This window comes from Burkholderia sp. FW306-1C-G01B, from assembly GCF_058781685.1.
Genome location: NZ_JBYSWZ010000005.1, coordinates 1 through 24,931, shown reverse-complemented (window position 1 = coordinate 24,931; position 24,931 = coordinate 1). Strand labels below are relative to the sequence as shown.

Genomic DNA, 24,931 nt, shown 5'->3' with positions numbered 1-24,931 from the left:
GGACGCGACTATTTCGCATAGAGCACTCCTTCGAGAGTCCACTGATTGTTCTGGTAAGCGAGGCGCTGCACGCGCAGCCCCGGCACGTCGATCGCGCGCACGAACTCGGGCGGCGCGACGCCGCCGAGGCTCGCGTTCAGCCGGTACGCGCGCCACCCGACCGCGGCGGCCGCCTGCTGCGCGAGATTCGCGAGCGGGGCGCGCGCCGCCTGATCGGGAAGCAGCGGGTCCAGTTTAGCCACGGCATCGAGCCATTGGAGACGCGACAGAAGTTGCGTCCTGACAACCGAATCGTCGACGAGCGGCGTGTCGCCCGCCGTCGGCGCGGCGAGCGGCACCTCGAGCGTCGCGCGTTCGCCGTCGGTGTCGACGATCGCGTCGGGCTCCGCGGCGAGCAGGTAGCGCACGTTCGAGCCATTGCGCGCCCACGTGTAGTGCGCCGCGTCCGGCGTGCATTCGTAGCGATCGAGCCGCCAGCCGCCCGGCGCGAGCCGGCCGAAGCGCGTCGCGCACGCGCGCGCGAACCCGACTGCGTCGGGCAGCGCCGCCCACGGCGGAACGACGGGGCCGCTCTTCGCCTGCCGCGCGGCGAGTTCCGCGCGCACGCGTTCGAGCGCCGCCTCGCGTTGCTCGTCCTCGACCTTCGCGCGATGATGCCAATAGGCGAACGCGCCGCCGCCCGCGACGCACACGACCGCCGCGGCGACCAGCGCGGCGCGCGGCGACAAGCGCCGCTCGATGGGCCGCAACGCCCACCAGCGCTCGGTACGCGGCCGGCCGCCACGGCGCGGCAGCAGATCGTCGAGCCGCTTCGGCTGAAAATTCTGGAAGCCCTGCTTCTCGAGCTCCAGCTCGCCGATCACGACGTTCCAGCCGCCCCACGCGTAATCGGTATGCAGCCGTTCCAACGCTTCTTCGCGAGTGCCGACCCAGTCGCCGTTCGGCATGAACGCGTGGTCGCGCACCGCGAAGTACGCCCAGCGTCCGTCGGGCAGCGCGAACGCGCCGAGCCAGTTCGGCGCGGGCTGCCGGCGTCCGTTGTAGAACGCGCCTTCGAGCGCGATCGCGCGCGACACCATCGCGCCGAGCGACAGATGCCCGGGCGCGAAGCCGTCGCGCGTGTTCGCATAGCCCGCCGCCGCGCCGCCGCGATCGATCCGCAGCACCATCAGGTCGAACTTCAGCTTCTTCGCGAGCTCGACTGCTTCGGCGCGCAGCTCGTTGCGCCTCGACAGCGACTGCCAGAACAAGCCGCCGACGAAGCGCTGGCGGCCGATTTGAATCACCTGCGCGCTCATTGCCGGCTCCGTCAGGCGCCGCCGCGCTGCGTGACGGGCGTGATCAGGATCACGATCACCTCGCGCGAGCGTTGCGCCTCGTAGCCGCCGCCGAGCGCGATCATCTTCGGCGTGCCGATGCCGCGCTCGTCGAGCGAATCGTTCGTGCCTTCGTAGCCGCTGATGACGAGCGTCTCGCCCGACTTCATCGCGACCCGCTGCAGGAAGTTGCGCATGTCGACGTCGGGCGTCTGGATCCGCGTCGCGCCGCTGCCCGTACTGCTCGACACTTCCTTCAGCTGGAGCAGCGACGAGATGTTCGTCGAGAACTGCAGCATCACGGTGCCATCGTCGAGCACGTGCGGCAACAGCGTCATGTTGAAGCCCGTCGTTACGGTGCCCGGCGTGAGCGCGGTCGACGAGCCGACGTTCGCGGTGTTCGTCGTCGACACCGACGCGAGATAGCCCGTCTGCGTCGCGACTTGCACGGGCACCGGCTGGTTGTTGAGCGTCGTGACCGACGCCGACGTCTTGCGGCGCACCGTCCCCTGCTGCGACAACGCGCGAATCAGCAGCTTGGTGCCGTTGAAGCGGCTCGTCGGGCTGAGCACCGTCGCGGACAGGTCGCCGGGCGTCACCGCGGCCGGCGTGAACGGGTTGGAGATCCCGAATTGCGCCGACACCGTCTTGTAGACGAGGCTCCAGTCGATCCCGTATGCGTCGCCCGCCTTCAGCGACACGCTGAGCACCGTCACGTTGAGCATCACCTGCCGCGACAGCGAGCGGTTCTGCTGCGTCATGAACGCGGCGACGCGCTCGATCACGTCGGGCGTGTCGGTCACCGAGATCGAGCCGGTCGCGGGCGATGCGACCGAGCTGCCGTAGCGCGACAGCATCGACTGGATCGCGCTCTGCAGCCCGTTGAACACGGACAGCTGCGAATTCACCGCGGTGTTCGCCGTATTGTTCGCGGTGAGGCCCGTCGTGCCGGAGCCCGAGCCGCTCGCGCCGCTGCCCGAGCCGCCGGACTGCGAGCCGCCCGACGTGCCGTCGCTCGTCGCGCCGCTCACCACCGACGCGTTCAGCGACGAGTCGCCGGGAATCGCGTTGACCTGGAACGTGCGGGTATCGGTGAAGAAGAAGCGGATCGTCCCCTGCTCGTATTTCCAGAAGACGCCGAAGCGCGCGCATGCCGCGTCGAGCAGGCCGCGCAGCGTGCCGCCCGTGTACAGGATGCGCGCCGGCGCGAACGACGTGCCGGCGCCGCCGCCGTCCGCGCCGCTGCCCGCCTTGCCGCCGCCGGACGACCCGCCGCCCGGCATGCCGGGCGGCAGCGGCGGCATCGAGCGCCCGCCCGCCGCGTCGAGGAACGCGGGTGCGCCGCGCGCGACGCCGTCCGCGCCGCCGCCTTGCTGCGAACGCGCGGCCGCCTGCTGCGCGCTCGCGGCGACCTGCGTCGGCACCTGCGTGAGCCGCGTGATCTGCTCGGCGAATTCGGCTAACGAAGAGACCGCGCGGTCGAATGACGCCGGCTCGTCGAATAGCGCGGGGAGCTGTTCGCGGCTCTGCAGCTTCACGGCGCCCGCCGACACCCACAGCCCGTTGTCGACGACGACGGGCGACAGCGCGTGCACGCTGTTGTCGCCGTCGGCGGTGCGCTTGAGGAGCGCGCCGGATTCGTCCGAATCGCGTCGCACGTCCCGCTCGATGCCGCTGCGCAGCCCGGTGCAGCCGCTCAGCAGCGCGGCGGCCAGTAACGAAATGACGAAAAAGACGCGCATCAGCCCGCTCCCTGCGCGACGACGCGCAACACGTGATTGCCTTGATAGAGAATCGCCTGGATCGGCGTCGCCGTGCGGCCGAGACTCGCGACGAGCACTTGCAGCGCATCCTCGAACGAACCGCGCAGCGTCGCCTGCGCGTCGATGCTGAAATCGACCGGCGCATCCCAGACGAGCTGCCAGCCCGCCGTGCGCGCCCATCGCAACAAGACGCCGCGGATCGTGCCGTCGGACGCGCGCACGTCCCAGACGGGTGCGTCCGCAACGGGCAGTGACGCGGGCCGCGCGGCCCCGGCTGACGCCGATGGCGATATCGCGCGCAAGACGTCGACGCGCGTTGCCGTCAGCGGTGCGTGATCGAAGCGCTCGACAAATGGGCCGCCGATCGCCGGATCGGTGCCGGCGGGCGGGCCGCTCGCCGCGCAATCGGTTGCAAAAAGCGCGGTCGCGATGAACGCGGCCGCGGCGACCGTAGCGCCGTGCATCATGATTGTCCTCGTTACTCGACTGCTGCCGTGCGCCGCTGGCCCCCGCGCTTTGCTGCTCGATGATCCCGGATGCCGCGTCCGACGCCTCGGACCGCCTGCGCGGCCGGAAATGGCTTTCCGAACATGGGATTACCGCAGCGTTACATAATAGGTCTACGCACGCAGTCGCATTATTGAAGTGATTATTGCGCGGCAAATATACCCCGAACAGTTTGACAAAAGCTAGTTTGCATGCAAAATTAAATAGACCATTCAATTTCCTCTTTCACCGCGCGAAATGCGCCGCCCAATCCATTCATTCGAACTGCCAAGATGAACCAGCATGCCGCCGCCCCGCTGCGCGATCTCGCGGGCGAAGTGCTCGGCCTGATCGACCTGAAGCAGATGTTCACCGACATCCACATCGAGCAGGACCGCCCCGTCACGATCAAGACCCCGCGCGGCTGGGTCGAGACGAGCGACGAACCGGTGCTCCTCGACGACATGCGGCCGCTGCTCGACGCGATCGACGAGCATTGGGAAGCCGCGCTGCGTCAAGGCACGCTCGATCGCCCGTTCGTCCTCACGCGCTGCCGGCTGCGCTGCCACGTGTACCGCGCGGGCGGCGGCCGCAAGATCGTGATCTCGATGCGCCGGCTGCCGCTCAAGCCGCTGCCGCTCGAGGAACTCGGCCTGCCCGTCTACGTGCGCTCGATGCTCGACAACACGAAGGGCATCATCCTCGTCACGGGCCCGACGGGCTCGGGCAAGACGACGACGATCGCGTCGCTGCTCGAGCACATCAACACGACGCGCAACACGCATATCGTCACGATCGAGGAGCCGATCGAATACTATCTGGAGCGCCGCCAGTCAATCATCTCGCAGCGCGAAGTGCCGACCGACACGCCGAATTTCCCGCACGGGCTGCGCGAGGCGCTGCGGCAGAAGCCGGACGTCGTGATGGTCGGCGAGGTGCGCGACGCGCAGACGGCCGACACGCTGCTGCAAGCGGGCGAATCGGGGCACCTCGTGCTCGCGACGATGCACACGGGCAGCGCGGTCAGCGCGCTCAACAAGCTGCTGTCGTTCTTTCCGGTCGAGCAGCGCGACCGGCACGCGGTCGCGCTCGCCGAATCGCTGATCGGCATCGTCTGCCAGAGCCTCGTGCCGAGCGCGGACGGCGAAAGCCTCGTGCTCGCGAGCGAACTGCTGTTCAACAACAACAACCAGGTCGCGAAGCTGATCGCGGATCCGACGAAGCTGCACCTCGTCAACGAGTTCCTGCGGCGCCGCGAGGACAACATGTCGCGCTCCCTGAACGACGACCTCGCCGCGCTCGCGGCCCGCAACCGGATCTCGACGAAGGACGCGTTACGGGCGACTTACAATCGGATCGAGCTGAATGAAATGATGCAGTCGATTGTTAATCGTTAGGCACGCATCCGATCCGGTATTTTCCATGCCGATCTAAAATCGGAAAAAATCGTATAAACATGCCGAATCCCGTGTTAATCGGCTGGTGGAATTAATTTCAAAAGCCGATTGTCGTCGCGCGTCTAAATCATGCCAGACCGTCGTTTAATAATGCGTGGAGTTTGCATCAATTGCCGAGCAGGCGCGTCTGCATGCTGAGGCCGAGGCCGTCCGGCGGCGTCGCCGACGAATGCGCGCGTAACGTCGCGCGCGTTTGCGTCGCGGGATTCGCGGTTTCGGGGAAGCTGGCGATTGCGCTTGCCGCGGCCGGCGCGCGTCGCGCCTGCGCGGTCGGCGATGCCGGCGGCGGCCGGCGCACGGGATCGGCGGACGTCATGCGCGGCGTCACCAGCACGAGCCGCTGCGCCTCATGTCCGGCGGCAAGCGGCAGCGCGAGCGCCACGCATTCCCCTGCCGAGAGCGTCGCGCCGGATACGGTTTCGCGCGACGACGATGCGCCGGACGAGCGGCTGTCGCGGTCCGCCCAGCGCTCGACGATCCGCATGTCGAGCGAATAACGGCCCGCCTGCACGGTCTCGCGCGGCGTAACCCGCATCGCGAATCCGTTCCGCTGCGCGTCGAGCGATCGCGCATTGCCGTCGCCCGACGTGACGAACACCTGCCGCAGACGGCCGAAATCCGCGCTGTCGTCGGGGAGCGTCAGCGTCGAGCCGTCGGCGTCGATCGATGCGTCGCCGTGCGCGGCAAGCTCGGCGATGCGCGCGCGCATCGGCGCGCAGCCGTCCGGCGCGGGCGCGATCGCCACGCGCGGGGCGGATGCGCCGGAGGATACGGACGCCTGCGTGTCGTCGCGCCACCGCAACCCGAGCGCGTCGATCTGCGCGCGCGCGAGCGTCGCGCCGAACGCATCGATCCGAATCGACGCGGGCAGCGTATCGAGCTGCGCGACGAGCCGTGCATCGCGCGCCAGCCGCGTGGGCACGTCGCGGATCAGCACGGTGTTCGAGCGTGCATCCGCGTCGACGATCGGCAGCGACGCCGTGAATTCGCGCACGCCGGGCACCGCGCGCGGCGCGACGCCGTCCTGCTCGAGCCGGCGGCGCAGCCGCGTCGCGAGCCCCGGCAGCGACGCATCGCCCGCGTCGCCGCGCACGGCGCGGTCAGCCGCCGCGCGCGCATGCAGCCTGAACGCGCGCGTCTCGGTCCGCACGCGCGCCTGCGCGGCTTCGTCGAGCGCGCGCGCGGCGGCGAGCACGAGCGCGACATAGCGCGGCGGGCCGGCGACCCGCACGATCCGCGCCGCGTCGTCGTAGCCGGGCCGCCAGCGCTCGTCGACGATCCGCTGCCGTGCGAGCGTCGCGCGCAGCTCGGCCGGCGTCGCGTAATTGAGCCGCACCGCCGCACGCTCGAACGCATCGGGCGCGACGAGCTGCAGCACCGCGCCGTCGTAGTACGCCGCAAGTCCGCATGTGCGCGCAACCCAGTCGACAAAACGCCGCGGCGGCAGCGCCTCGCGCACGTCGAGCCGGCACGACGCGCCTGCGTCCACGTCGATCGCGACGCCCGAGCGGCGGCTCAGTTCGCTCAGCGCGGCGGCGACGCTCACCGGCCCGACGCGATAGTCGAAGCGCGCGAGCGGCCACACGAGCGGCACCGCATGGAGCGCCGGCGCATGGCTCGCGAGCGCGAGCGCGATGGCGGCAGCCGACGCGGCCGCGCGCCGCGTCACGATGCGCGATCCGCCGGCTCGGCGTCCGCGCCCAGGTTCAGGCGGTAGCCTGTCGCGTACGCCGCATGCACGGTCCAGCCGAGGCCCGCCGCTTTCAGCCGGCTGCGCAGCCGGCTCACGTACATGTCGACCGTGCGGGTTTGCGCGGACGCTTCCGCGCCCCACACGAGCCGCAACAGATCCTGCCGCTGCACGACGGTGCCGGGATGCTCGGCCAGATGCCAGAGAATGTCGAACTCCTTCGCGCTGAATGCATGCGACGCGCTGCCGTCGGACACGGTCAGCGTCGCGCGCGACAACACGCAGCCGCCGAGCTGCATGCGCCCGCTGTCGACCGACAGCGCCGCGAAGCGCCGCAACAACGCGCGCACGCGTGCGAGCAGCGTCTGCTTCTCGAGCGGCTTGATCAGGAAATCGTCCGCGCCGGCGTCGAGAATCTTCACGATGTCTTCTTCGTCCGAATGCACGGTCTGGAAGATCACCGGGACGATCGAGCGCGCGCGGCCACGCACCCACCCGAGCAGCCGCTCGCCCGTCATCCCGGGCAGGTCCCAGTCGAGCACCAGCAGATCGGCCCAGCTGTCGCCGAGGAAGCGGCGCGCGTCGAGCCCGTCGTCGAACGCCTCGACGCGGTAGCCCTCGGCCTTGAGCCAGGTGACGAGCAGCGTGCGCTGCACCGGATCGTCCTCGACGACGACGATCTGCTTGGGCTGCTGCACGGTGCGCTGCATGTTCGGTTCGGACATCGCGGAAATAGGGTTCGTCAAGCGAAAAGAAGCGAAAAGGAAAGGATGCCGGCGCTCAGCCGTCGGGCGTGACGCTCGCGCGCCAGCGCGCGATGCCGTCCGGCGCGGCCGAAGCTGCCGCGCCTGCCGGCGCGGGCATCGGCAGACGCATCACGAACGCCGTGCCGACGCCGCGATTCGATTCGGCGTACAGCGTGCCCGCATGCGCGGCGGCGACCTGCGCGGCGAGCTGCAGCCCGAGGCCGAAGCCCATCGAGCCACGCTTCGCGAGCGGCGCGAAATCGGTCATGCGCCCGTCCGTGGCGAGGCCCGGCAGGCCGCCGGCCCAATCGCGGATCGTCACTTCCGCGTGCGCGTCACGTACGTGCAGCCGGATCTCGACGCGCGCGCCCTGCCGCGACGCCTGCACCGCATTGTCGATCAGGTTCTGCAGCGCGCGGGCGACGAATACGCGCGCGCCGTGCAACCACAGCGGTACGGCGTCGTCGAGCCAGAGCTGCAACGCGACGCCGCGATAGACGGCGCCCACTTCGAGCTTCGGCACGAGCTCGCGCAGCATCGTGCGCAGGTCGAAGCGCATGAAATGGCGCTGCCGGAGATCGTCCGCCGCCGACGCGACGAGGTAGTCCTGGCCGAGCAGCAACGCGTGCCGCGCGAGCTGCGCGATCCGTTCGAGGCCGCCGCACGCGGCGAACGCGTCGGGATCGGCGTCGTGCAACTGGGTCAGCGCGAGTATCGAATTCTGCGGCGAACGCAGGTCGTGCGCCAGAAAGCGCAGCGACGCAACACGCTCGTCGAGCGCGCGGCGCAGCGGCGTGACGTCGGCGACCGTGACCGTCGCCGCGATCGCCGGATCGTGCTCAACCGGCTGCAGCGTCAGCCAAAGGATCGCGTCGTCGGTTTCGAATTCGAATCCTTGTTCGAGCGTGTCGAACAGCGCGGCGGGATCCGCGCCCGCCGCGTCGCCGAGCAGCGCGTGCAGCGGCAACCCGGCGGCGAGCGTGCGGCCTAACAGCGCGTGCGCGCGCTCGGTGGCCGCGACGATCGCGCCGTCGCGGTCGAGCGCGAGCGTGCCCCACGCCTGCCGGGCCTGCATCACCTCGAGGATTCGGGCGTCGGCCCGTTGCGACACGATCAAGTTCGACTCCGGCGGACGTCGCGGTCCGCGAATGATTGGACGGGCCGCGACGCGGCGGCGCGAGCGCGCAGTGTGCACCGATTCGAAAGCGCGTGTCCAGTGCCGCCGCGCCGCGCCGCCCGCGCGGTCAGAAGTCGTTCTTCTGGTCGACGTCGCCCGCGCTCACCGTCACTTCGTCCGGCGTGAACTCCATGTTGCCGCCGGCGCCGCGCTTGCCGACGTTCGCGTTCATGAGCGGATTGCCGCCCGTCTCGAGGCGCTCCAGCTCCTTCGTCGCACCGGAGTTCAGCTTCACGTTGCCGTCCTTGTCGACGACGCCGACCGAATTGCCGCTGCCGTTGTACAGGTTGCCCTGCGAGTCCATCTTCAGGTGCAGCGCCTCGCCGCCCGCCTTCGTGTTCAGCTTGACGTCGCGCATGTCTTCGCCGGGCTTGTCGCCCGTCGACGGCGTCACGTGGTTCGTCGGGGGGGTGTTGCCGGTCGGCGTGTTGCCGTTCGAATCGCCACCGATGTCCGTGTCGTCGCCGTCTCCCGAATCGTCCTGCATCAGCAGCGCTTCGATTTCGTGGAGCAGCTTGTCGATCTTCTGATCGCGGCTGCTCGACGACGTCGACGAGGAGTTGAACTGCGACGGGTGGATAGTCGTCGATGTAATGCCGTTAACGCTCATGATCGTCTCGCTATGAATGTGAATCGACTGAAGGAAAGGGAACAGAACGCGCACGGCGCTCATGCGCCCGCGGTTCGACGACAAGCTTAGGCAGCGCGTACGCGCGCGCCGCGAACCGCGCGAAGCGACGTCGCAGCGACCGAAACGATCGGTCGCGCATCGTGCGCCGCCGCCGCAACGCGAGCATCGCTTCGCCGCGCACGATGTCGCTTCGCACGCGCCGGCCGCTCGCGCGCGTACGACGGCGATCATCGCCGACGGATCATCTCTTCTCGACGCATCGCACCGACATGGCGATCAAATCGTGCAACAAAGCCGCATTGCGCGCGCTGCTCTCGGCCTTTTCGGTCGGGCTGCGCGCGAGCGCACACGCGGACCTCGATGAACTGCTGATCGCGCTGCGCGTCCTGCAGCCGCGCAACGCCGCGGTCGACCTGTGCGACGTGCGGCTGCGGATCAGCCGGCGCGACTGGATCGGCGCGCTGCACATTCTGCGCACGCTCGAAGACCAGGAGCGCGGCACGCCGCTGTGCACGGCGCTGCAGAGCTGGTGCCTGTACGCGCTGCAAGACGACGATTGGCGGCGCTATGCGCAGACCGTGGTGCTGTCGGGGGATCGGGCGTCGACGGTGCTCGTCGGCCGGTTCCTCAAAGTGGATGAGCTCGCGGAGGGCGCCGGCTCGCACGACGGCGACGTCGCCGCACGCATCTCGCAACTGCTGCGGCTCGACCGGTATCAATGGGCGCGGCATGTGCATGCGAGCGGGATGGGGTGAAGATCGGGCGGGCTTGTGGTTTGCGGCGATCGTGGCGAGCCGCACATCGGTCGTCACCGTGTCACGCGAACCCGAATGCCGAGAGCCCGGATACGCGCGACGTTCGACCCAGCGAACCCGCATCTCCGCCGCGACTTCCGTCATGGGTCGGACGCGCCGGCGAAAGTCAGCGAGACCGCACGAAATCCGCGATGCGCGTCGCGACGAATCGGACGCAGGCAATCAATGCCCGGCGCGAGCGTGGGCGCGGATCGTCGCGGCCACCCCGCCGCCCTGGCGCTCCCGTGCAAGCTCCTCGCCGGTTCACGCCGCCTGCCGCGCCGACGCCTGCGCGGCGCGGGTCGCGACGGCCTCGCCCAACGGCCCCGGCGCCCTGGTGATCGCGAACAGATAGCTGTCGCCCGCGCTCATCCCGCGATTCGGACGCGCCTCGTAGTTGCGCACGACGCCCTCGCTGACGAAACCCAGCTTCGGCATGAACGGCGCGGCGCGGCCCGTCACCGAGCAGAACGCCTCGATCCGGTATACGCCCGGCTGCGCGATCAGCCAGTCGAGAAACCTGCGCAGCATCTCCGACCACGCGCGGGTCCGCACGCGCCCCGGCGCGAAGCTCGTCACGAGCCCGATCTCGACGCGCGGCAGGCGACCGTGCATCTCGAGGGTGCCGATCAGACGGCCGTCGCGCTTCTCGAACAGTCCCCAGCTGAAAAACGCGCCGCTGCGCCAGCCCTCGGCGAGACGACCGATGCACGCGTGCGTTTCGTCGACGCTGCGATGCATCGGCCACGGCAGGTCGAGCGTCGTCGCCGGATCGCCGAACAGCGCGTCGAAGGCTTCACGTGCGTCGTCGGCGGTGAGCGGGCGCAGATGAAGGCGCTCGGTTTCGATCAGTTCGGGTGGGCGGATGGCGTTCATCGGCGGCTCCGGTTCAGGGAATGGACACGCCGATTGTCGGGCGCCGACGCGCGAGCGTGCCCCATGCGCGCGAAGCCGCGGCGGCGTAGGCGAATCGCGATCGCGCGAGCCGCGTCGCTTCGGCGACGTTCGCGCGCGGGTGTATCGCTTCGCACCGCGGTCGGCCGCGGCGAGCCTGTCGACGTACAGTGGCGCCACGTCGCCCTGTGCGCCCATTGCGCGGCAGTCGGGCGCCAAGGTCTACCTTCTTCAGGAGCCGGATTGTGCAGCCAGTATCGATCAAATCCCCCATTCAAACCGGGGGCTCGACTCCGCCTTCGCAGAACCCGCCGTCGATCGGCGCGCCCCTGTCCGGCGCCGCGGCTCCTCAACCGAAGCCGTCAGGCGTGCTGGGAGGCTTGCGACCGCAAGGCGAGTCGACGTCTCGACCCGAGGCCCGTCCGCTGAACGCGTCGGCACTGAAGCGCAGCGCCGTCAAGCCGGAAGCTACTGGAAACAATGCGTCGCTACTCGAAGCCACGCCCGCCGAATTGCAGACGGTGGCACACCATCCGGTCCTGCAACCGGTCGTGCTTCATTCCGCACACCCGCACGAAGGCGACCTCATCGACCTGAGCGACCCGCCCTCCACGACGAAGCCCACCGGTACGCCATCGTCGCTGCTCGAGGCAACGCCCGACGAATTGCAGACTGTCGCGCATCATCCGGTCCTGCAACCGGCCGTGCCTCATTCCGCACATATGCCGGAAGGCAATCTCATCGATTTGAGCGATCCGCCACCGGCACCGCAAGCCGCGCACGGGCAACCGTCGCCGCTCGGGGCCGAGCACGCTCAATCGCAGGCTGCGGGCACCCCGCCTTCGAAACCCGCATCCGCCGCCGCGCATGAAGCGCACGGCGCCCACGATGCACAGACGCTTGCCGCGGCCGGGATGCCGAGCATCCACCAGATCCATCACGAGACCGAGCAGACGATCAGGATGCAGCGTGCAATCCGTTTCGCGAACCAGCTGCTCGCGGTGGCGGAGATGATCAACAGCTTCCAGATGAAACTGATCGACATGATCAAGAAGGCGGTGTCGCGATCGTAATGCGTCGACGCGACATCGAGGCAACGCGGTGAGGCATTGGCGCGGCGAGCCCGCGCGCCGGCTTCGCCCGGCCAGAACGATCGCCCGGTGTGCAACAGCCGACCGGTAAGGACGCGCTGTGCGTCGCCCCCGCGTCCTCACCGGTCGAAGGTCTGCGAAGGCGCCTCGTCGAACATCCGCCGATAGCCGTTGACCAGCGTCGACCGATGCTGGATCCCCCAGCGGTTCGCGATCTCGAGCACGCTCGCCGCGCGCGGCCCTTCCGACAGCAGCTCGCCGCGAATCCGCTCCATCCGCTGCCGTCGGATCAGCTGGCTCGGCGACAACCCGAGAAACGTCTTGAACGCCGCCTGCAATGCGCGCTCGGTCACGTCGATGTGCGCGGCGATCTCCCGCACCGACAGGTCGCGCTGGTCGAGCCGCTCCATCAAATAGCGATACGCGCGCCGGTACTTGCCGGGCAGCCGCGCGCTGACGTCGTCGCTCGGCGCCGCCGCGTGCGTGCCGCACCGCGCGATCGCGAGCGAGGGCGCGAGCGCCGCGCCGTCCGAGCGCACGTGCCGCACCGAGGCGAGCGCATAGCGCGCATACAGCGACGACGATTCGCGAATCCGCCCCTGCTGCTCGCACACCTTCGCCGCGCAGTACAGATAGTCGAGAGTCCAACGCACGTGCGAGCCGCAGCGCCCGACCGCGTCGCGATACGGCGCGATCATCGCGTTGGCGACATTCGGCGCGTGCCCCGCGAGCGCCGCGAGCGCGACTTCAAGGCACACGCTGCGCTGGTAGTCGACGAGGCCCGTCTTCGCGCACCAGCTCACATGCGCATCGATCCGCGCGAGCGCCGCGTGGTCGCCGGCGGCGAGCGCGCATGCCTGGCGCATGTAGTCGACGCGCATCCGCAGCAGCGGCAGCGCATCGGCGTCGGCCGCCGGCGCGCCCGTTTCCGCAAACGCCGACAACGGCAGATCGGCCAGCGCGGAGCGCCAGTAGACGTGATCGCCGAGCGCGTCGGCGCGACCGATCCGGTATTGCAGCAGCAAGTCCGCGCGCAGCGCGCCGGCGAGCTGCCGCCAGCGCGGATCGGCATCGCGAGCGGCTGCGTCGAGCCCGTCGAGCGCCACCATCGCGTCCTCGGCGCGGCCAAGATGATGCATGACGACGCACGCGCCGACGAGGCTCTCGAGCTTCTGCCCGACGCTCGCCGCGCGATCGTCGGCGATCCGTCGGAAGCCCGCCTGCGCGACGCCGAAACGGTTCTGGAAGAACGCCTGCCAGCTCGCGTTGCGGCAGGTCATCACGCGCGTCTGGTCGCGCGAATCGCGCAGCAGCTTCAGCGCGCGGCGGAACGTGTCCTCGGCCTCCTCGAAGCGGCCGAGCACGAGCTGGATGTCCGCGTACGCGCTGACGTCGCGCACGTCGTTGGTCGGGTCGCCCGGGTCGGCTTCGCAGCGCGCGGCGACGAGCGTGGCCGCTTCGGCGAAGCGGCCGTCGAACACGCGCGCTGCGTAGGCGTCGTTCGACGCCGGATTGGCAAGCGCGGCGGCGGCGGCGAAATAGAGTGTCGAAAACATGGTGGATCCTCTCGGCAAGCGGGTTCGAATACGAAGTTCGGGCTCGATCCGCGCGCCGCGCCGCCGCTCGTCGCGGGGCGTAGCGCATGGATGCGTGCCGCTATCGTCTCGTTCGCGCCGGATCCGCGCAGCAATTTGTGACGTTCCGTTACGATTGGCCCGCCGGTTGCGCGTGCCGCCGTCGGGCTCCGCTACACCCGCAGCCAGAAATATTCGCCGGACGCGATACCGCTGAACATCTCGTCGCCCGATTCGATGATGTTCTGCCGCCAATAGCGGCCGTGCTCCGCATAGTGCGCGAACAGATCGGCGAGCGTCCCGCCCGTCACGTCCGGCGTGAGCGGCAATCGCATCAGCAGCACGATGCTGCCGGTGTCCGCGTCGATCCCGAGCTGCGCCTGGTCCTGCGCGTAGATCAGCAGGTTCGCCTCGAGCAGCAGCCGGTACACCGCGAGCGTGCGGCCCGCGCTGACGATGCCGTAATGGAAATTCACGTACATCGACTCCGGATCCTCGTCGAAGTACTCGATGCGCACGTCGAAGCCCTCGACGTCGATCATGCGCGTCTCGAGCACGTAATCGACGTCCGGCAAGCCGACGACCGCGCATACCTCCGCGACGACCTGTGCATAACGTTCCCAACTCATGACAGTTTCACCCCGGTATCCGGCGTCCCCAAAAAAATACAGCCGGCGCTCGCGCGCCGGCCGCCCAACACGATGCCGAATGGCAGCCGGCTTACTGCGCCGGCTTCGACGCGTCGCTGACCATCTTCGTGGCCTGCTTCTTCACGTCGTTCTCCGCCTTCGTCATCTCCTGCATCTGCTGCAGTTTCGTTGCCGCCTTCGAAAACGCGATGCCTGCCATCGTGTCCTTCGTCATTTCGCCCAGTGCACCACCTACCAATGCCGACATGATTACTCTCCAGAAAGTGCGTGATTCGATCACGCGTTGACAAAGTTCCGGCGCCGCCGCTTCATGTCGCGGCCCGCCGCTTTTTTGCCGCGCAGCGTGCGGCATCGTCGGGAACGGCTCGCGCCGCTCCGTCCGCCGCCGCACGCTGCGCGGCGAAACCATGGCCGCTATGCGGCCGTCGCGTTCGCCTCGTGCAACGTCGCGACAATCCGCTGCGCCGCCAGCAAGCCGCGATAGACCTTCTGCATCGCGTCGCGGTCGTAGTCGCTCGCCGCCTGCGCGGTGGCCACGCTCACCCGCTCGGCCGTCTCGCCGAGCGCCTCGCGGAGCACGCCGATCCGTACCGCCGCGTCAGGCGCCCCGAGCGCCTGCTCGAGCGGTCCGCATTCATCCGCTGCCCGTTCCAATGCTTCGTACATGCCGTTTCTCCCGTCAGTTGAGGTCCGGCGCGCCGTCCGCCGACGCGCCCGCAAACACGTGCTTCACGCCGTCCGGCGTCTCGATGTAGCGCACGTCGCCGATCTCGAGCATCCCCGAGTACGCGACTGGCACCGGTGCGCCGCCGGACTGGCGTGCATCGACGTCGATCGCGCGCACGTTCGGCCCGACGTCGGCGCGCACGCGCTCGACCGCCGCGCGTAGCTGCGCGATGTCCTGCACGACGCCCGACACCCGAAAGCGCCCCTGCCCCGCATACGCGACCGTCGCCCCCGACACGCCGAGCGATTCGCCGATGCTCTGCGCATCGTCCTGCGCGACGTCGTACTGGCGCTCGACGCGGTGCGCGGCGAGCCGGTCCAGCAGCTTGCGCGCGGCGAGGTCGTCGGCCGGCGTCGCGACCATCCCGGTGACCGCGATCATCGCGCCGCGCGGCGCCGTGTGCAGCTCCGCATAGCCCGCGCGCCGCAGCTCCGCGCCGATGCGCGTCGCGAGCGCGTCGGTACGCTCGACCGGGGGCGGCACGCCCGGATGGGCGCTCGCCAGCATGGCCCCCATCGCAAGCAGGCCGGCGACCAGCGCGCCGCCTGCCGCCGCGCACGCGGCGAGCTTGCGTTGCGCGCCCCGCCGCGCCGCATCGGCGCCAGGCGGCGGCGCCCACAAGGTCGCGAGCAGCTCGAGATCGCTCGGCCACTCGCCGTTCGCGGGCCCGACGCACAGCGCGGTCTCGCCGAACGGCACCGGCACGAAGTCGAGCATCAGGAGCGGCGAACCATCCGCGTCGAACGCATCGGCGGCCGCCTCGGCCGGCACGGGCGCCGCACGTCGTGCGCAGGTCGCGCCCTGCGCATCGATCGACAGCAGCAGATCGCCGTCGCGCCAGTCGGTGATGCGAATCTCCGCGTCGTCGCCCGCGCCGATCCGGTGCTCGCCGGCATCGAGCGCGATTTCCGCACCGGCATGCAGGCCGGTCAGGATTCGCAGCAGCTTCATCGGTTGCTCCTTATCCGTGCGTCGTGTGTTTCATTTGCGTCGATCGAATCGGTCGCGATCGGTGCATCCGTTCGATCGCGCCGCATCGTTCGTCCATGCAGCCAGAATAGTTCGACGCGGCATCGGTGTTCGTCCGTCGCGCGAATTCGCCGCCGCATTTGCGAAGCGTCGCGTGCGCCGCGACGTTCACGCTCGCTGAGCGGCCAACACGCCCTGGTGCAACGTCTCGACGCTTGCATACGCGCGTGCGAGCTGCGCGTTCGTCGACGGACGCTCCGCGTTGAACACGATGAGCGGCAGCAGAAAATAATGCGTGCTCGCACGCTCGCTACGCGCGGCCGACGCGTCGCGCGGCGCACCGCCCGCGCTTCGCATCGCGTCGAGCAGCAACTGCTTCACGCCGCTCCAGCCGATCGGCGTCCACGGCCCGGTGCGCAAGCGGGCGGCGAGCAGGTCCGCGTTGTGATTCAGCAGCGCGGCCGTGATGCGCGCGCCGGGTTCGGTATCGACGCGCCGGCCGAGCTGGAGCAGTATGTCGGCCCACAGATGCCGCAACGCATGCTCGCGCTCCATCGGGTCCGCGAGCGTATGCGCGACGTCGCGCAGCGCGCGCTGAGCGGGCACGGGCGCCGGACGCGCTCGCGACGCGCGCACGCGCGGCAGCGCGGCGACGTTCGCCGAATCGCCGTCGCGTTCGTCCTGCTCGCGCTGCTCCCGGCCGCCGCCCTGCCCGCCCGAATGCCGGTCGTGCTCGTCGTGCGGCGCGACGTGCGCGTGCGGCACCGTCGATTCCTCTCCCGCATCGGACGCTTCGCCCTGGCTGTCGGCGCGCCGGCGCCGCCGCGATCCCGCGGCGCCCGCCTTCGGACGCGGCTTCAGCTTCGCGAGCATCTGGCTGCGCGCGGCGAGCGCGGCCGCCTGATAGCCGTTCGAATACGTGAAGCGCGTGCCGTATTTGCCGTAGGTCGTCGCGGTGCGCGCGCGCACCGGCCGGCGTCGTCGCGGATCGGGCTTCGCCGCGTGGATGGTCTGCGCGATCGCGCGCGTGATGCGGCTCATGACGGCACCGCCGCCGCCAGCAACTGCTGCGCGAAATGCAGGATCTCGGCGGCCGCCCACGGCCCGGCGATCGCGACGGTCACCGTCACCGCAACCAGTTTCACGCCGTACGAGATGCTCTGCTCCTGCAGCGACGTGATCGCCTGCAGGAACGAGATCGCGAGCCCGGATGCGGCCGCGACGAGCACGACGGGCAGCGAGATGTAAAGACACAGCATCATGCCTTGCGAGGTGAGCCGGATCAGGTCATCGATTTCCATCGGACAAGCCTCCTCGGAATCGGGATTGGAATCGGGACATCAGGAATAGGTCAGCACGAGGCCGTGCACGAGCGTCGACCAGCCGTCCATCACGACGAACAGCATCAGCTTGAACGGGATCGCGACGTTGGTCGGCTGCACCTGGTTCATCCCCATCGACATCAGCACGTTCGCGATCACGAGATCGACGATGATGAACGCGATATAGAGGATGAAGCCGATGCGGAACGCGTCGGTCATCTGCGCGAGCGTGAACGCGGGCGCGAGCACGATCAGGTCGTCCTCGCGCAGTTGCGCGGCCGCGGCCTTCGGCCAGATCACCGACGCGGAGCGCAGGAAGAAGCGCTTCTCGCGCTCGCGCGAGTGCGCGGCGAGGAACTGGCGGAACGGCTCCTTCGCCGCGCCGAACGCCTGCAGCATCGCCTGCGTCGGCTGCGGCGACAGCGCCTGCCCCTGTAGCTGCTGCTGCGCGGCGAAACCGATCGGCGCCATGATGTACAGCGACACGAGGATCGCGATGCCGTTCAGCACCATGTTCGGCGGCACCTGCTGCACGCCGAGCGCGTTGCGCAGCAGGCCGAGCACGACGACGATCTTCGCGTACGACGTGACGACCATCGCGATGAACGGCACCATGCTCATCACGAGCACGGCGATCAGCAGGCCGGTGATGTCGTTAAACTGAACCATCGTCGCCCGCCATCCGATCGATCCGCACGCCGAGATGCGCGCCCACCGCGACGAGCCTGCCGCCGCCGATCGCCTGGCCGTATGCGACGAGCCGCACCGGCACGTCGCGCGCGGCGAGCGGCAGCTCGAGCACGTAGCCCGGCCGCAGCGCGGCCAGCTCGGCGATCGACAGCGACAGCGTGTCGATCTCGACGTGCACGGGCAGGTCGACGTCGCCGAGCGCGGCCGGCTCGGGCGCCGCGAGCGGCGCGTCGTCGTCCGGCGCGGCGTCCGGCAGGTCGCCCGCGACGATCGGCTCGTCGAGATCGTCGGCGGTGTCTGGTGTTTCGGTCATCGTCATCGTGGTTCCCTCGATCAGAACGGTTGCATGCCATTGCGTCGCGCGACGCGCGCCCCACCACGCGTGCAGCGGGCCCGCCCGCGCGGCGCCGAGCGCGGCCGGCGCCATGTCCAGCAGCACGTCGCCCGGCCGCAGGCTGCGCAGCACCGACAGCGGCAGCGCACGCGAGCCGAGCCGCACGCGGCCGGGCAGGCGAATGCATGCGAGCAGGCTCGCCGTATCGCCCGTCCGCTCGCGTCGCAGCCGGGCCGCGAGTGCGTCGAGCCATGGCGTCTGAGCGTCGAGCAGCGCGCAGCGCATCGGCGCGCCGTCGAGCGCGAACGACAACACGCAGCGCGTCGCGTCGAGCGCCGTCGGATGCACGGCGCGCAGCCCGCCGATCGTCACGTCGTCGAGCCCCGCCGCCGCGAACGCGGCGACGAGCGGGGCCAGCAGCGTCGACGCGAGCGCCGTGCGCAGCGACACGCTCGCGTCGCCGGGCGCGTCGGGCGTCGGCGCGGCGACGACGTCGAGCGCCGGAAACGCCGCGAGGTCGATCGCGACGCGCGCGGTCGCGCCGTTCAGTCGCAGGTCGAGCACGCCGGGGCGCTCGAAACGCGGCCGCTCGCCCGGCGCCGCGCGCCAGTCGGACAACGCCGGGAAGCGCGCGAGCCACGCGGCGAGCCGCGCATCGGCGACGATGCGCGCGAGCGCCGCGTCGAACGCGTCGCACGCGAGCAGCGGCAGCGCGGCGTCGATGCCGCGCGGCGCGGCGGCGGCGAGTTCCAGTTCGATTGTCTCGGGTTCCATCGTCGCGGTCGGTCGGGTTCGGTTGTACGGGCGCTCAGTCGACGTCGATCTCGATCGTGCGCGGCGCGCCGCGATGGGCGAGCAGCGTGTCGAGTCGCGCGTGCAGCGTTGCGCCATGCGTGCAGAGTAAGTGCCGCGTCGCCGGGTCCGGCGTCTCGAACCGAAGCCGCAAGTCGAAACGCGAAAGAACGAGGTGCAGCACCGTGTCCGGCAGCAGCGCGGCGTCGAGCGGCAGGCTGATCTCCCAGTGGCCCGACGCGTCGTCGCCGCACAGCGCCGCAATCTCGGCCACGAGCGCCTCGGCAACGCGCACCATCCGCTCGCGCTGCGCGAACACCTGATTGACGAACGCATCGGAGCCCGCGCACGCGCGCGCCATCGCTTCGCGCCCGGCCGCGTCCGGCAGCGCGGCCGGATCGCGTTCGAACGACGGCATCGCGCCGTCGTGCCAGGGCATCGACGCGTCGTGTCGCCGCTCGTCGTCGGCCGCGGCTCGCCCGCCGGCCGGCGCGACGCGCGAGCGCCGCATCAGTTGCGCATAGTCGAAGCCGCGCCGCGCCGTGCGCGACGCGCACGCGCCGTCCGGCCCGGCGGCAGGCTCGCCCGCGATGATTCGCACCGGCCTCAGATCGGCGGCGCTCATGCGTGGGCCGCCGCCGGCATCGTCACGCGGCCGACCGGCTTCAATTCGACCTGGTCGCCGAGCTCCTGATACGAGTAGACGGGCAGCCAGCCGAGCCGCGCCTCGATCATCCGTCGCGTGTAGCGGCGCACGTCCATCGACGTGACGAGCGCGACGTCGTCGCGCGGCGTCTCGCCGACGAACGACGCGACGCTGTCGACGAGATAGCGGACCTGCTCGGGCGGCAGCGCGAGGAAGTTGCCCGCGGGCGTCTGCTTGATCGATTGCCGGATATGCTGCTCGACCGGCAGATCAAGCAGCACGGCCGGCAGTTGCCGCGCGCCGCGCGCGGCGCGATACGCGAGATAGCGCGACAGGTCGCCGCGCACGTATTCGGCGAGCATCAGCATGTCCTTCTCCTTCGGCCCCCACGCGACGAGGCTCTCCATGATGTCGCGCGCGTTGCGGATCGGGATGTGCTCTTCGAGCAGGCGACGCAGCACGTCGGCGATCCGCTGCGTCGGCAGCGCCTTCTGCACTTCGGCGACGAGCCCCGGATAGTCGGTTCCGAGCTGGTCGAGTATCCATTGGGTTTCCTGGATGCCGAGGAACAGATGCGCGTTGCGTCGCAACAGCGCGATCGTCTCGTGCGCGATCACCTGCTCGGCACGCCACGCGCGCGCGCCGGCCGGCACCTCCTTGTCGTCGATCCAGTAGCTCTCGGCGAGCCCGCCCGCCGGGCCGCGCTTGGTGCAGCGGCCGGCGAGCGCCGGGTCCGACGCCGCGTCGGGCAGCATCGTCTGGTCGGCCGGCAATTCGAGCCGCGTCTGCGGCACGTCGCGCATCAGGATCTCGCACGTCGCTTCGGGCAGCGCGTCGCTCGTCCACAGCGTGATGCCGGGAAACGGCAGCCCCTGCTCTTCCTGCAGCTTCGCGCGCTCCTCGTCGAACGCGCGATCGAGCGCGGCGGGCGCGAGCCGCGCGACGAGATCCGGCGACACCCGCACGCCGATCGCGCACGTGAAGAGCGGCGCGCGCGGCAGGATCGACGGCGTGCTGCTTTTCGCGCCCGCGCGCTGCAGCGCGATCACCGGCTCGCCGCGCGCGGTCGTGCGGCGCGCACCCTTCTGCAGCCGGTAGCCGGAAAACGCGAGAATCGCCGACAGCAGCACGAACAGCGCCGCCGGGAAGCCCGGCACCGCCGCGAAGCCGATCAGCAGCACCGCCGCGAAGTACAGCGCGCGATAGCTGCCGCCGAGCTGCTTCGCGATCTCGGAGCCGAGCGACGTGCCTTCGCCTTCGTCGTGATCGTCCGCGACGCGCGTGATCATCACGCCGGCCGCGACCGAGATCAGCAGCGACGGAATCTGCGACACCATCGCGTCGCCGACCGACAGGATCGAGAAGCGGTTCGCCGCTTCGCCGGCCGTCATCCCGTGATACATCACGCCGATCGCGATGCCCGCGACGATGTTGACGAGCGTGATGATGAGCCCCGCGATCGCGTCGCCCTTGACGAACTTCATCGCGCCGTCCATCCCGCCGTGCAACTGGCTCTCCTTCGCGAGCGTCGCGCGCTTGCGGCGCGCCTCGTCGGGCGTCAGGATGTTCGCGCGCAGGTCCGCGTCGATGCTCATCTGCTTGCCGGGCATCGCGTCGAGCGTGAAGCGCGCGCCGACTTCGGCAACGCGCTCCGAGCCCTTCGCGATCACGATGAACTGCACGGTCGTGATGATCAGGAACACGACGAGGCCGACGACGAGATTGCCGCCGACGACGAGCTCGCCGAAGCTCTCGATGATGTCGCCCGCGTTCGCGTGCAGCAGGATCGACTTCGTCGACGCGATGTTCAGCGACAGCCGGTACAGCGTCGTGAACAGCAGGACCGACGGAAACACCGACAGCGACACGATGCTGCCGACGTACATCGTCACCATCAGCAGCGTGACGCTGATCGCGATGTTGATGCCGAGCAGCACGTCGATCACCTCGGGCGGCAGCGGCAGGATCATCAGCGAGACGATCGCGACGACCAGCACCGTGATGCCGACCTCGCCGCCGGCGGGGAGTTTGAGGGTTTTCAGCGTCATGACGACCTCTCGGAGGGAACGGCGGCGTCGGTGCGCGCGCCCGCGACCGACTCGACCCAGCGCAGGATCGCGGCCACCGTTTCAAACAGTTCTTCGGGAATCGCCGCGTCGCGCTCGACGCGGTACAGTGCGCGCGCGACGGGCGGATTGCCGACGATCGGCACGCCGAGCGCGTGCGCGTGGCGGCGCAGCGCGAGCGCGCCGTCGTCGACGGCTTTCTCGATCACCCGCGGCAGCGGATGCTCGTCGGGCGCATAGCGGATCGCGACCGCGTAATGCGTCGGGTTGACGACGAGCACGTTCGCCTGGCCGACCTTCTGCCGCGCCGGCGCGCTCGTCGCGATCTCGCGCGCGAGCCGGCGGCGCTCGCCCTTCGTGTGCGGATCGCCTTCGCTCTCCTTGTTCTCGCGCTTCGCCTCTTCCTTCGTCATCCGGTTGTCGCGCATGAACATCATGCGCGCGATCTTGTAGTCGGCCGCCGCGAACACCGTGACGACGAGCGCGACGACGCCGAGCAGCTTCATCAGCACGGTCCACAGCACGCGCGACAACTGCGGCGTCGCCTCGTACACGCTCGCGACGACCAGCGGAAACAGCGACATCATCATCTTCCAGATCACGCACGCGAGCACGACCGCCTTGACGATCATCTTCACGAGCTCGAGCAGCGACTTCATCGAGAAGATCTTCTTGATGCCCGCCATCGGATTGATCGCGTCGAACTTCGGCATCACGGGCTCGAGCGTGATCATGAAACCCGCCTGCGGCGCCTGCGACACGATGCCCGCGACGATCGCGGCGACGACGAACGGCAGCATCGTCAGCGCGGCGCTCGCGGCGAGGTCGTGCAGCGCGGACAGCGTCGCCTGCGGCGTGCGTTCGCCATTCACGAAATCGAGCGCGGTGCGGATCGTGCGCGACAGGCCGCCGGTGAGCATCGATTCACCCGCCGTCAGCACGCCGATCGCGGCGCCCAGCGTCACCGCGTCCGCGACGTCCTTGCTCTTTGCGACCTGGCCCTTCTCGCGGACCTTCTTCAGCTTCCGTTCGGAGGGTTCTTCGGTTTTCTCTTCGGCCATCGCCGCCGTTCCTGTCGAGAGTCGGACATGGCGCGTACGTTAGCGGCACGCGGCGGCGGCCGCGCGCGCCGACCCGAAGCGGCGCCGTCCGGCGCGAAGCGCGTGCGGCGCTTCGCCTCGCGCGCGCGCACTTCGCATCGGCGGCCGGGCGGGCGCGGCGCGCTGCTACCTTGCGCTCCATACGCCATTTCCTCAACGACATGCGCCGCTCGCGCGGCGACACGGAGCGCACACCATGGACGAATCCCGGCCGACCTATCTGCGATGCAACCAAGCGGCGCTGAACGAACTGATCGACGCCGCGAGCCTCGCGCTCGGCGGCGCGCTCGACGGCCCGGCCGCCGATCCCTACGACATCGGCCTGCTGATCGACGCGCTGCGCGTGCTCGCGCCGCAACTGCCCGCCGCCGACATGTTCGACGGCATGCTGCACGTCGCGCTCGGCAACTTCGACGACGCGGTGCGCGTGTTCGCGGAGATCGCGAACGGCACGACGAACACGATCTACGGCAAGGCGCTGCTCGCGTTCGCGCTGCAACTGAAGCGCGATCCGGAATGGCGGATCGCCGCCGACGAGGTGCTCGCGGCCGGCAGCCCCGCGCAGGCGGTCGCGCTCGTGCGCGCGCTCGAGCGGCAGCACGACGTGATGCTCGCGAAGGAACACGCGGATCGCACGGGTGTCTGGGAGCTTCCTGAATCGGCCGCGGCGGCCAACGGCGACACGCCCGATGCGCCGCCCGCGAACCCGGCGGGCGGCTTCGATGCGCAGGCCGCGTTCGCGCATCAGCAATATCTGCGTCTTTGACGAGGAGGCCCGCATGAATGCCCCGCTTTCCCCGGTCGACCTGACCCGCGCGCTCGACGTCGCGTTCTCCGACGCGGCGGCGGCGCCAGCCGGCGCGACCGCCGCGCCGACGCCCGACGTCCCGGCCGACGTCGCCAGCCGTTTCCAGGCGCTGATGTCGAACGCGACGCCGACGCCGCCCGTCGCGCATACGCGCGAAGCAAGCGCCGTGTCGAAGCTCGTCGAGACGTCGGACGCCGCGATCAAGCAGGTGCTCGACAACTCCGCCTACCTGAGCCAGCACGCGGACGAACTGTCGATGAACCAGATGTTCGCGGCGTCGATCCAGGCGTCGGCCGAGGCGACCGCGATGCAGATCGACCTGCAGGCGAAGATGGGCGTCGTCACGTCGACGAAGGACGCGATCGGCTCCCTGATGAAGAACCAGTGACCATGGAACGACTCCCTTCCCCGATCGCCGCCGGCGGCCGCCGCCGCGCGGCCCGGCTTGCCGTGCTGCTCGCGTGCGCGGCGCTCGTCGCCGGCTGCCAGCAGGAGCTGTACGGCGGCCTCGCCGAGCGCGACTGCAACGAGATGATGGCCGCGCTGCTGCAGAACGGTGTCGACGCGCAGAAGAAGACGCCCGACGGCGGCAAGACGTGGACGCTCGCCGTCGACGACAAGCAGATTGTCAAGGCGATGGAAGTGCTGCGCGCGCGCGGGCTGCCCGCGACGCGCTACGACGATCTCGGCGCGCTGTTCAAGAAGGACGGCCTCGTGTCGACGCCGACCGAGGAGCGCGTGCGGTTCATCTACGGCGTGTCGCAGGAGCTGTCGGACACGCTGTCGAAAATCGACGGGGTCGTCGTCGCGCGCGTGCACATCGTGCTGCCGAACAACGATCCGCTCGCACAGGTCGCGAAGCCGTCGTCGGCGTCGGTGTTCATCAAGTACCGGCCGAACGCGAATCTCGCGACGCTGACGCCGCAGATCAAGAACCTCGTCGTCCATAGCGTCGAAGGGCTGACGTACGACGAAGTGAGCGTCACGTCGGTCGCCGCCGATCCGGTCGATCTCGTGTCGGCCGCGCAGCCGAGCGCGCAGAAGTCCGGCGGCGCGACGCTCGTCGGCCTGCTGATCGCCCTCCTCGTGTGCGTCGTGCTCGCGGCCGCGGGCGGTGTGCTGTGGTGGCGCGCGCGCAAGCACGGCGGCGCGGGCGTGGGCGGGCTGGCCGCGCGGCTGCGCGGCGGCAACGACGCGCAGGCCGCGGC

Annotated in this window: 26 protein-coding genes; 6 read left to right on the top strand and 20 right to left on the bottom strand. The window is 69.8% G+C overall.

Annotated features, from left to right (window positions below; all coding sequences use genetic code 11):
* Window positions 1–8 precede the first annotated feature (8 nt).
* The 3 genes from pilO2 to AC3WLY_RS11755 are packed head-to-tail and all read right to left on the bottom strand — an operon-like array spanning window position 9 to window position 3,546.
* Window positions 9–1,298: a type 4b pilus protein PilO2 gene (pilO2, locus tag AC3WLY_RS11765; protein WP_072436843.1), complete on the bottom strand. Its 1,290-nt coding sequence runs from the start codon at window positions 1,296–1,298 to the stop codon at window positions 9–11.
* 11 nt (window positions 1,299–1,309) lie between these two features.
* Entirely contained in the window at window positions 1,310–3,058 is a 1,749-nt protein-coding gene (pilN, locus tag AC3WLY_RS11760; protein ID WP_492308362.1) for a PilN family type IVB pilus formation outer membrane protein, read from the bottom strand.
* Complete coding sequence (locus AC3WLY_RS11755; RefSeq protein ID WP_492308363.1) at window positions 3,058–3,546, bottom strand: toxin co-regulated pilus biosynthesis Q family protein; 489 nt, start codon at window positions 3,544–3,546, stop codon at window positions 3,058–3,060. The genes pilN and AC3WLY_RS11755 overlap by 1 nt, the downstream gene beginning before the upstream one ends.
* 312 nt (window positions 3,547–3,858) lie before the next feature.
* Between AC3WLY_RS11755 and AC3WLY_RS11750 the strand changes: the two genes are divergently transcribed.
* Entirely contained in the window at window positions 3,859–4,962 is a 1,104-nt protein-coding gene (locus tag AC3WLY_RS11750; RefSeq protein WP_006762531.1) for a type IV pilus twitching motility protein PilT, read from the top strand.
* Between the two features lie 166 nt (window positions 4,963–5,128).
* Here AC3WLY_RS11750 and AC3WLY_RS11745 read toward each other — a convergent pair whose 3' ends face one another.
* From AC3WLY_RS11745 to AC3WLY_RS11730, 4 genes are all read right to left on the bottom strand, one after another.
* Window positions 5,129–6,691, bottom strand: coding sequence for a secretion protein (locus tag AC3WLY_RS11745; protein WP_492308364.1), 1,563 nt, complete (start codon window positions 6,689–6,691; stop codon window positions 5,129–5,131).
* Complete coding sequence (locus AC3WLY_RS11740) at window positions 6,688–7,437, bottom strand: response regulator transcription factor (protein ID WP_072436848.1); 750 nt, start codon at window positions 7,435–7,437, stop codon at window positions 6,688–6,690. Before AC3WLY_RS11740 ends, AC3WLY_RS11745 begins: the two co-directional genes overlap by 4 nt.
* Window positions 7,438–7,492: 55 nt before the next feature.
* Window positions 7,493–8,569: a sensor histidine kinase gene (locus AC3WLY_RS11735; RefSeq protein WP_175959217.1), complete on the bottom strand. Its 1,077-nt coding sequence runs from the start codon at window positions 8,567–8,569 to the stop codon at window positions 7,493–7,495.
* Window positions 8,570–8,702: 133 nt separating this feature from the next.
* Complete coding sequence (locus tag AC3WLY_RS11730; protein WP_492308365.1) at window positions 8,703–9,308, bottom strand: hypothetical protein; 606 nt, start codon at window positions 9,306–9,308, stop codon at window positions 8,703–8,705.
* A 227-nt stretch (window positions 9,309–9,535) separates the two neighbouring features.
* On the opposite strand from AC3WLY_RS11730, the gene AC3WLY_RS11725 reads away from it, so the two are divergent.
* Window positions 9,536–10,021, top strand: coding sequence for an HrpB1 family type III secretion system apparatus protein (locus tag AC3WLY_RS11725; RefSeq protein ID WP_175959153.1), 486 nt, complete (start codon window positions 9,536–9,538; stop codon window positions 10,019–10,021).
* Between the two features lie 303 nt (window positions 10,022–10,324).
* On the opposite strand, the gene AC3WLY_RS11720 is transcribed toward AC3WLY_RS11725, so the two are convergent.
* Entirely contained in the window at window positions 10,325–10,936 is a 612-nt protein-coding gene (locus AC3WLY_RS11720; protein ID WP_175959154.1) for a GNAT family N-acetyltransferase, read from the bottom strand.
* A 263-nt stretch (window positions 10,937–11,199) separates the two neighbouring features.
* On the opposite strand from AC3WLY_RS11720, the gene AC3WLY_RS11715 reads away from it, so the two are divergent.
* Window positions 11,200–12,027 carry a hypothetical protein gene (locus AC3WLY_RS11715; RefSeq protein WP_492308366.1) on the top strand — a complete coding sequence of 276 codons (828 nt, stop codon included), beginning with the start codon at window positions 11,200–11,202 and terminating at the stop codon, window positions 12,025–12,027.
* A 137-nt stretch (window positions 12,028–12,164) separates the two neighbouring features.
* Here AC3WLY_RS11715 and AC3WLY_RS11710 read toward each other — a convergent pair whose 3' ends face one another.
* The 12 genes from AC3WLY_RS11710 to sctU all read right to left on the bottom strand — a co-directional run bounded on the left by AC3WLY_RS11710 (window position 12,165) and on the right by sctU (window position 22,876).
* Window positions 12,165–13,601 carry a helix-turn-helix transcriptional regulator gene (locus AC3WLY_RS11710; protein WP_175959155.1) on the bottom strand — a complete coding sequence of 479 codons (1,437 nt, stop codon included), beginning with the start codon at window positions 13,599–13,601 and terminating at the stop codon, window positions 12,165–12,167.
* 191 nt (window positions 13,602–13,792) lie between these two features.
* Complete coding sequence (locus AC3WLY_RS11705) at window positions 13,793–14,248, bottom strand: CesT family type III secretion system chaperone (protein WP_175959156.1); 456 nt, start codon at window positions 14,246–14,248, stop codon at window positions 13,793–13,795.
* 91 nt (window positions 14,249–14,339) lie between these two features.
* Complete coding sequence (locus tag AC3WLY_RS11700; protein ID WP_006762820.1) at window positions 14,340–14,516, bottom strand: hypothetical protein; 177 nt, start codon at window positions 14,514–14,516, stop codon at window positions 14,340–14,342.
* Window positions 14,517–14,683: 167 nt separating this feature from the next.
* On the bottom strand, window positions 14,684–14,935 hold the full coding sequence (locus AC3WLY_RS11695) for a type III secretion protein (RefSeq protein ID WP_492308367.1): 252 nt from the start codon (window positions 14,933–14,935) through the stop codon (window positions 14,684–14,686).
* A 13-nt stretch (window positions 14,936–14,948) separates the two neighbouring features.
* Complete coding sequence (hrpD5, locus tag AC3WLY_RS11690; RefSeq protein ID WP_492308368.1) at window positions 14,949–15,947, bottom strand: HrpD5 family protein; 999 nt, start codon at window positions 15,945–15,947, stop codon at window positions 14,949–14,951.
* A gap of 186 nt (window positions 15,948–16,133) precedes the next feature.
* The gene (locus AC3WLY_RS11685) at window positions 16,134–17,006 is read right to left on the bottom strand and encodes a type III secretion system protein (protein WP_175959159.1); all 873 of its coding nucleotides are present in this window, start codon (window positions 17,004–17,006) and stop codon (window positions 16,134–16,136) included.
* Window positions 17,003–17,266, bottom strand: a complete 264-nt coding sequence (gene sctS / locus AC3WLY_RS11680; RefSeq protein WP_174416992.1) for a type III secretion system export apparatus subunit SctS — start codon at window positions 17,264–17,266, stop codon at window positions 17,003–17,005. The genes AC3WLY_RS11685 and sctS overlap by 4 nt, the downstream gene beginning before the upstream one ends.
* A 39-nt stretch (window positions 17,267–17,305) precedes the next feature.
* Complete coding sequence (sctR, locus tag AC3WLY_RS11675) at window positions 17,306–17,956, bottom strand: type III secretion system export apparatus subunit SctR (RefSeq protein ID WP_010109702.1); 651 nt, start codon at window positions 17,954–17,956, stop codon at window positions 17,306–17,308.
* Window positions 17,943–19,085: a type III secretion system cytoplasmic ring protein SctQ gene (sctQ, locus tag AC3WLY_RS11670; protein WP_492308369.1), complete on the bottom strand. Its 1,143-nt coding sequence runs from the start codon at window positions 19,083–19,085 to the stop codon at window positions 17,943–17,945. The genes sctR and sctQ overlap by 14 nt, the downstream gene beginning before the upstream one ends.
* A 34-nt stretch (window positions 19,086–19,119) precedes the next feature.
* Entirely contained in the window at window positions 19,120–19,728 is a 609-nt protein-coding gene (gene sctP, locus AC3WLY_RS11665; protein ID WP_175959161.1) for a type III secretion system protein SctP, read from the bottom strand.
* The gene (gene sctV, locus AC3WLY_RS11660; protein ID WP_175959162.1) at window positions 19,725–21,797 is read right to left on the bottom strand and encodes a type III secretion system export apparatus subunit SctV; all 2,073 of its coding nucleotides are present in this window, start codon (window positions 21,795–21,797) and stop codon (window positions 19,725–19,727) included. Before sctV ends, sctP begins: the two co-directional genes overlap by 4 nt.
* Complete coding sequence (gene sctU, locus AC3WLY_RS11655) at window positions 21,794–22,876, bottom strand: type III secretion system export apparatus subunit SctU (protein WP_492308370.1); 1,083 nt, start codon at window positions 22,874–22,876, stop codon at window positions 21,794–21,796. Before sctU ends, sctV begins: the two co-directional genes overlap by 4 nt.
* A 235-nt stretch (window positions 22,877–23,111) precedes the next feature.
* Here sctU and AC3WLY_RS11650 point away from each other — a divergent pair, with 235 nt between their 5' ends.
* From AC3WLY_RS11650 to sctJ, 3 genes are all read left to right on the top strand, one after another.
* Window positions 23,112–23,681 carry an HrpB1 family type III secretion system apparatus protein gene (locus tag AC3WLY_RS11650; RefSeq protein WP_072436862.1) on the top strand — a complete coding sequence of 190 codons (570 nt, stop codon included), beginning with the start codon at window positions 23,112–23,114 and terminating at the stop codon, window positions 23,679–23,681.
* A gap of 13 nt (window positions 23,682–23,694) precedes the next feature.
* Window positions 23,695–24,111 carry a type III secretion protein HrpB2 gene (locus tag AC3WLY_RS11645; RefSeq protein ID WP_175959164.1) on the top strand — a complete coding sequence of 139 codons (417 nt, stop codon included), beginning with the start codon at window positions 23,695–23,697 and terminating at the stop codon, window positions 24,109–24,111.
* A 2-nt stretch (window positions 24,112–24,113) separates the two neighbouring features.
* The coding region (gene sctJ / locus AC3WLY_RS11640; RefSeq protein WP_492332672.1) for a type III secretion system inner membrane ring lipoprotein SctJ at window positions 24,114–24,931 on the top strand (818 nt) is incomplete at its 3' end.

Coding starts and splice junctions, on each gene's coding strand:
- AC3WLY_RS11645 (WP_175959164.1), top strand. CDS start 23,695: ATGAATGCCCCGCTTTCCCCGGTCGACCTGACCCGCGCGCTCGACGTC.
- AC3WLY_RS11730 (WP_492308365.1), bottom strand. CDS start 9,308: ATGAGCGCCGTGCGCGTTCTGTTCCCTTTCCTTCAGTCGATTCACATT.
- sctR (WP_010109702.1), bottom strand. CDS start 17,956: ATGGTTCAGTTTAACGACATCACCGGCCTGCTGATCGCCGTGCTCGTG.
- sctP (WP_175959161.1), bottom strand. CDS start 19,728: ATGAGCGCCGCCGATCTGAGGCCGGTGCGAATCATCGCGGGCGAGCCT.
- AC3WLY_RS11700 (WP_006762820.1), bottom strand. CDS start 14,516: ATGTCGGCATTGGTAGGTGGTGCACTGGGCGAAATGACGAAGGACACG.
- pilO2 (WP_072436843.1), bottom strand. CDS start 1,298: ATGAGCGCGCAGGTGATTCAAATCGGCCGCCAGCGCTTCGTCGGCGGC.
- sctV (WP_175959162.1), bottom strand. CDS start 21,797: ATGACGCTGAAAACCCTCAAACTCCCCGCCGGCGGCGAGGTCGGCATC.
- AC3WLY_RS11710 (WP_175959155.1), bottom strand. CDS start 13,601: ATGTTTTCGACACTCTATTTCGCCGCCGCCGCCGCGCTTGCCAATCCG.
- sctS (WP_174416992.1), bottom strand. CDS start 17,266: ATGGAAATCGATGACCTGATCCGGCTCACCTCGCAAGGCATGATGCTG.
- AC3WLY_RS11650 (WP_072436862.1), top strand. CDS start 23,112: ATGGACGAATCCCGGCCGACCTATCTGCGATGCAACCAAGCGGCGCTG.
- sctQ (WP_492308369.1), bottom strand. CDS start 19,085: ATGGAACCCGAGACAATCGAACTGGAACTCGCCGCCGCCGCGCCGCGC.
- AC3WLY_RS11685 (WP_175959159.1), bottom strand. CDS start 17,006: ATGAGCCGCATCACGCGCGCGATCGCGCAGACCATCCACGCGGCGAAG.
- AC3WLY_RS11750 (WP_006762531.1), top strand. CDS start 3,859: ATGAACCAGCATGCCGCCGCCCCGCTGCGCGATCTCGCGGGCGAAGTG.
- AC3WLY_RS11720 (WP_175959154.1), bottom strand. CDS start 10,936: ATGAACGCCATCCGCCCACCCGAACTGATCGAAACCGAGCGCCTTCAT.
- pilN (WP_492308362.1), bottom strand. CDS start 3,058: ATGCGCGTCTTTTTCGTCATTTCGTTACTGGCCGCCGCGCTGCTGAGC.
- AC3WLY_RS11755 (WP_492308363.1), bottom strand. CDS start 3,546: ATGATGCACGGCGCTACGGTCGCCGCGGCCGCGTTCATCGCGACCGCG.
- AC3WLY_RS11740 (WP_072436848.1), bottom strand. CDS start 7,437: ATGTCCGAACCGAACATGCAGCGCACCGTGCAGCAGCCCAAGCAGATC.
- AC3WLY_RS11705 (WP_175959156.1), bottom strand. CDS start 14,248: ATGAGTTGGGAACGTTATGCACAGGTCGTCGCGGAGGTATGCGCGGTC.
- AC3WLY_RS11695 (WP_492308367.1), bottom strand. CDS start 14,935: ATGTACGAAGCATTGGAACGGGCAGCGGATGAATGCGGACCGCTCGAG.
- hrpD5 (WP_492308368.1), bottom strand. CDS start 15,947: ATGAAGCTGCTGCGAATCCTGACCGGCCTGCATGCCGGTGCGGAAATC.
- sctU (WP_492308370.1), bottom strand. CDS start 22,876: ATGGCCGAAGAGAAAACCGAAGAACCCTCCGAACGGAAGCTGAAGAAG.
- AC3WLY_RS11725 (WP_175959153.1), top strand. CDS start 9,536: ATGGCGATCAAATCGTGCAACAAAGCCGCATTGCGCGCGCTGCTCTCG.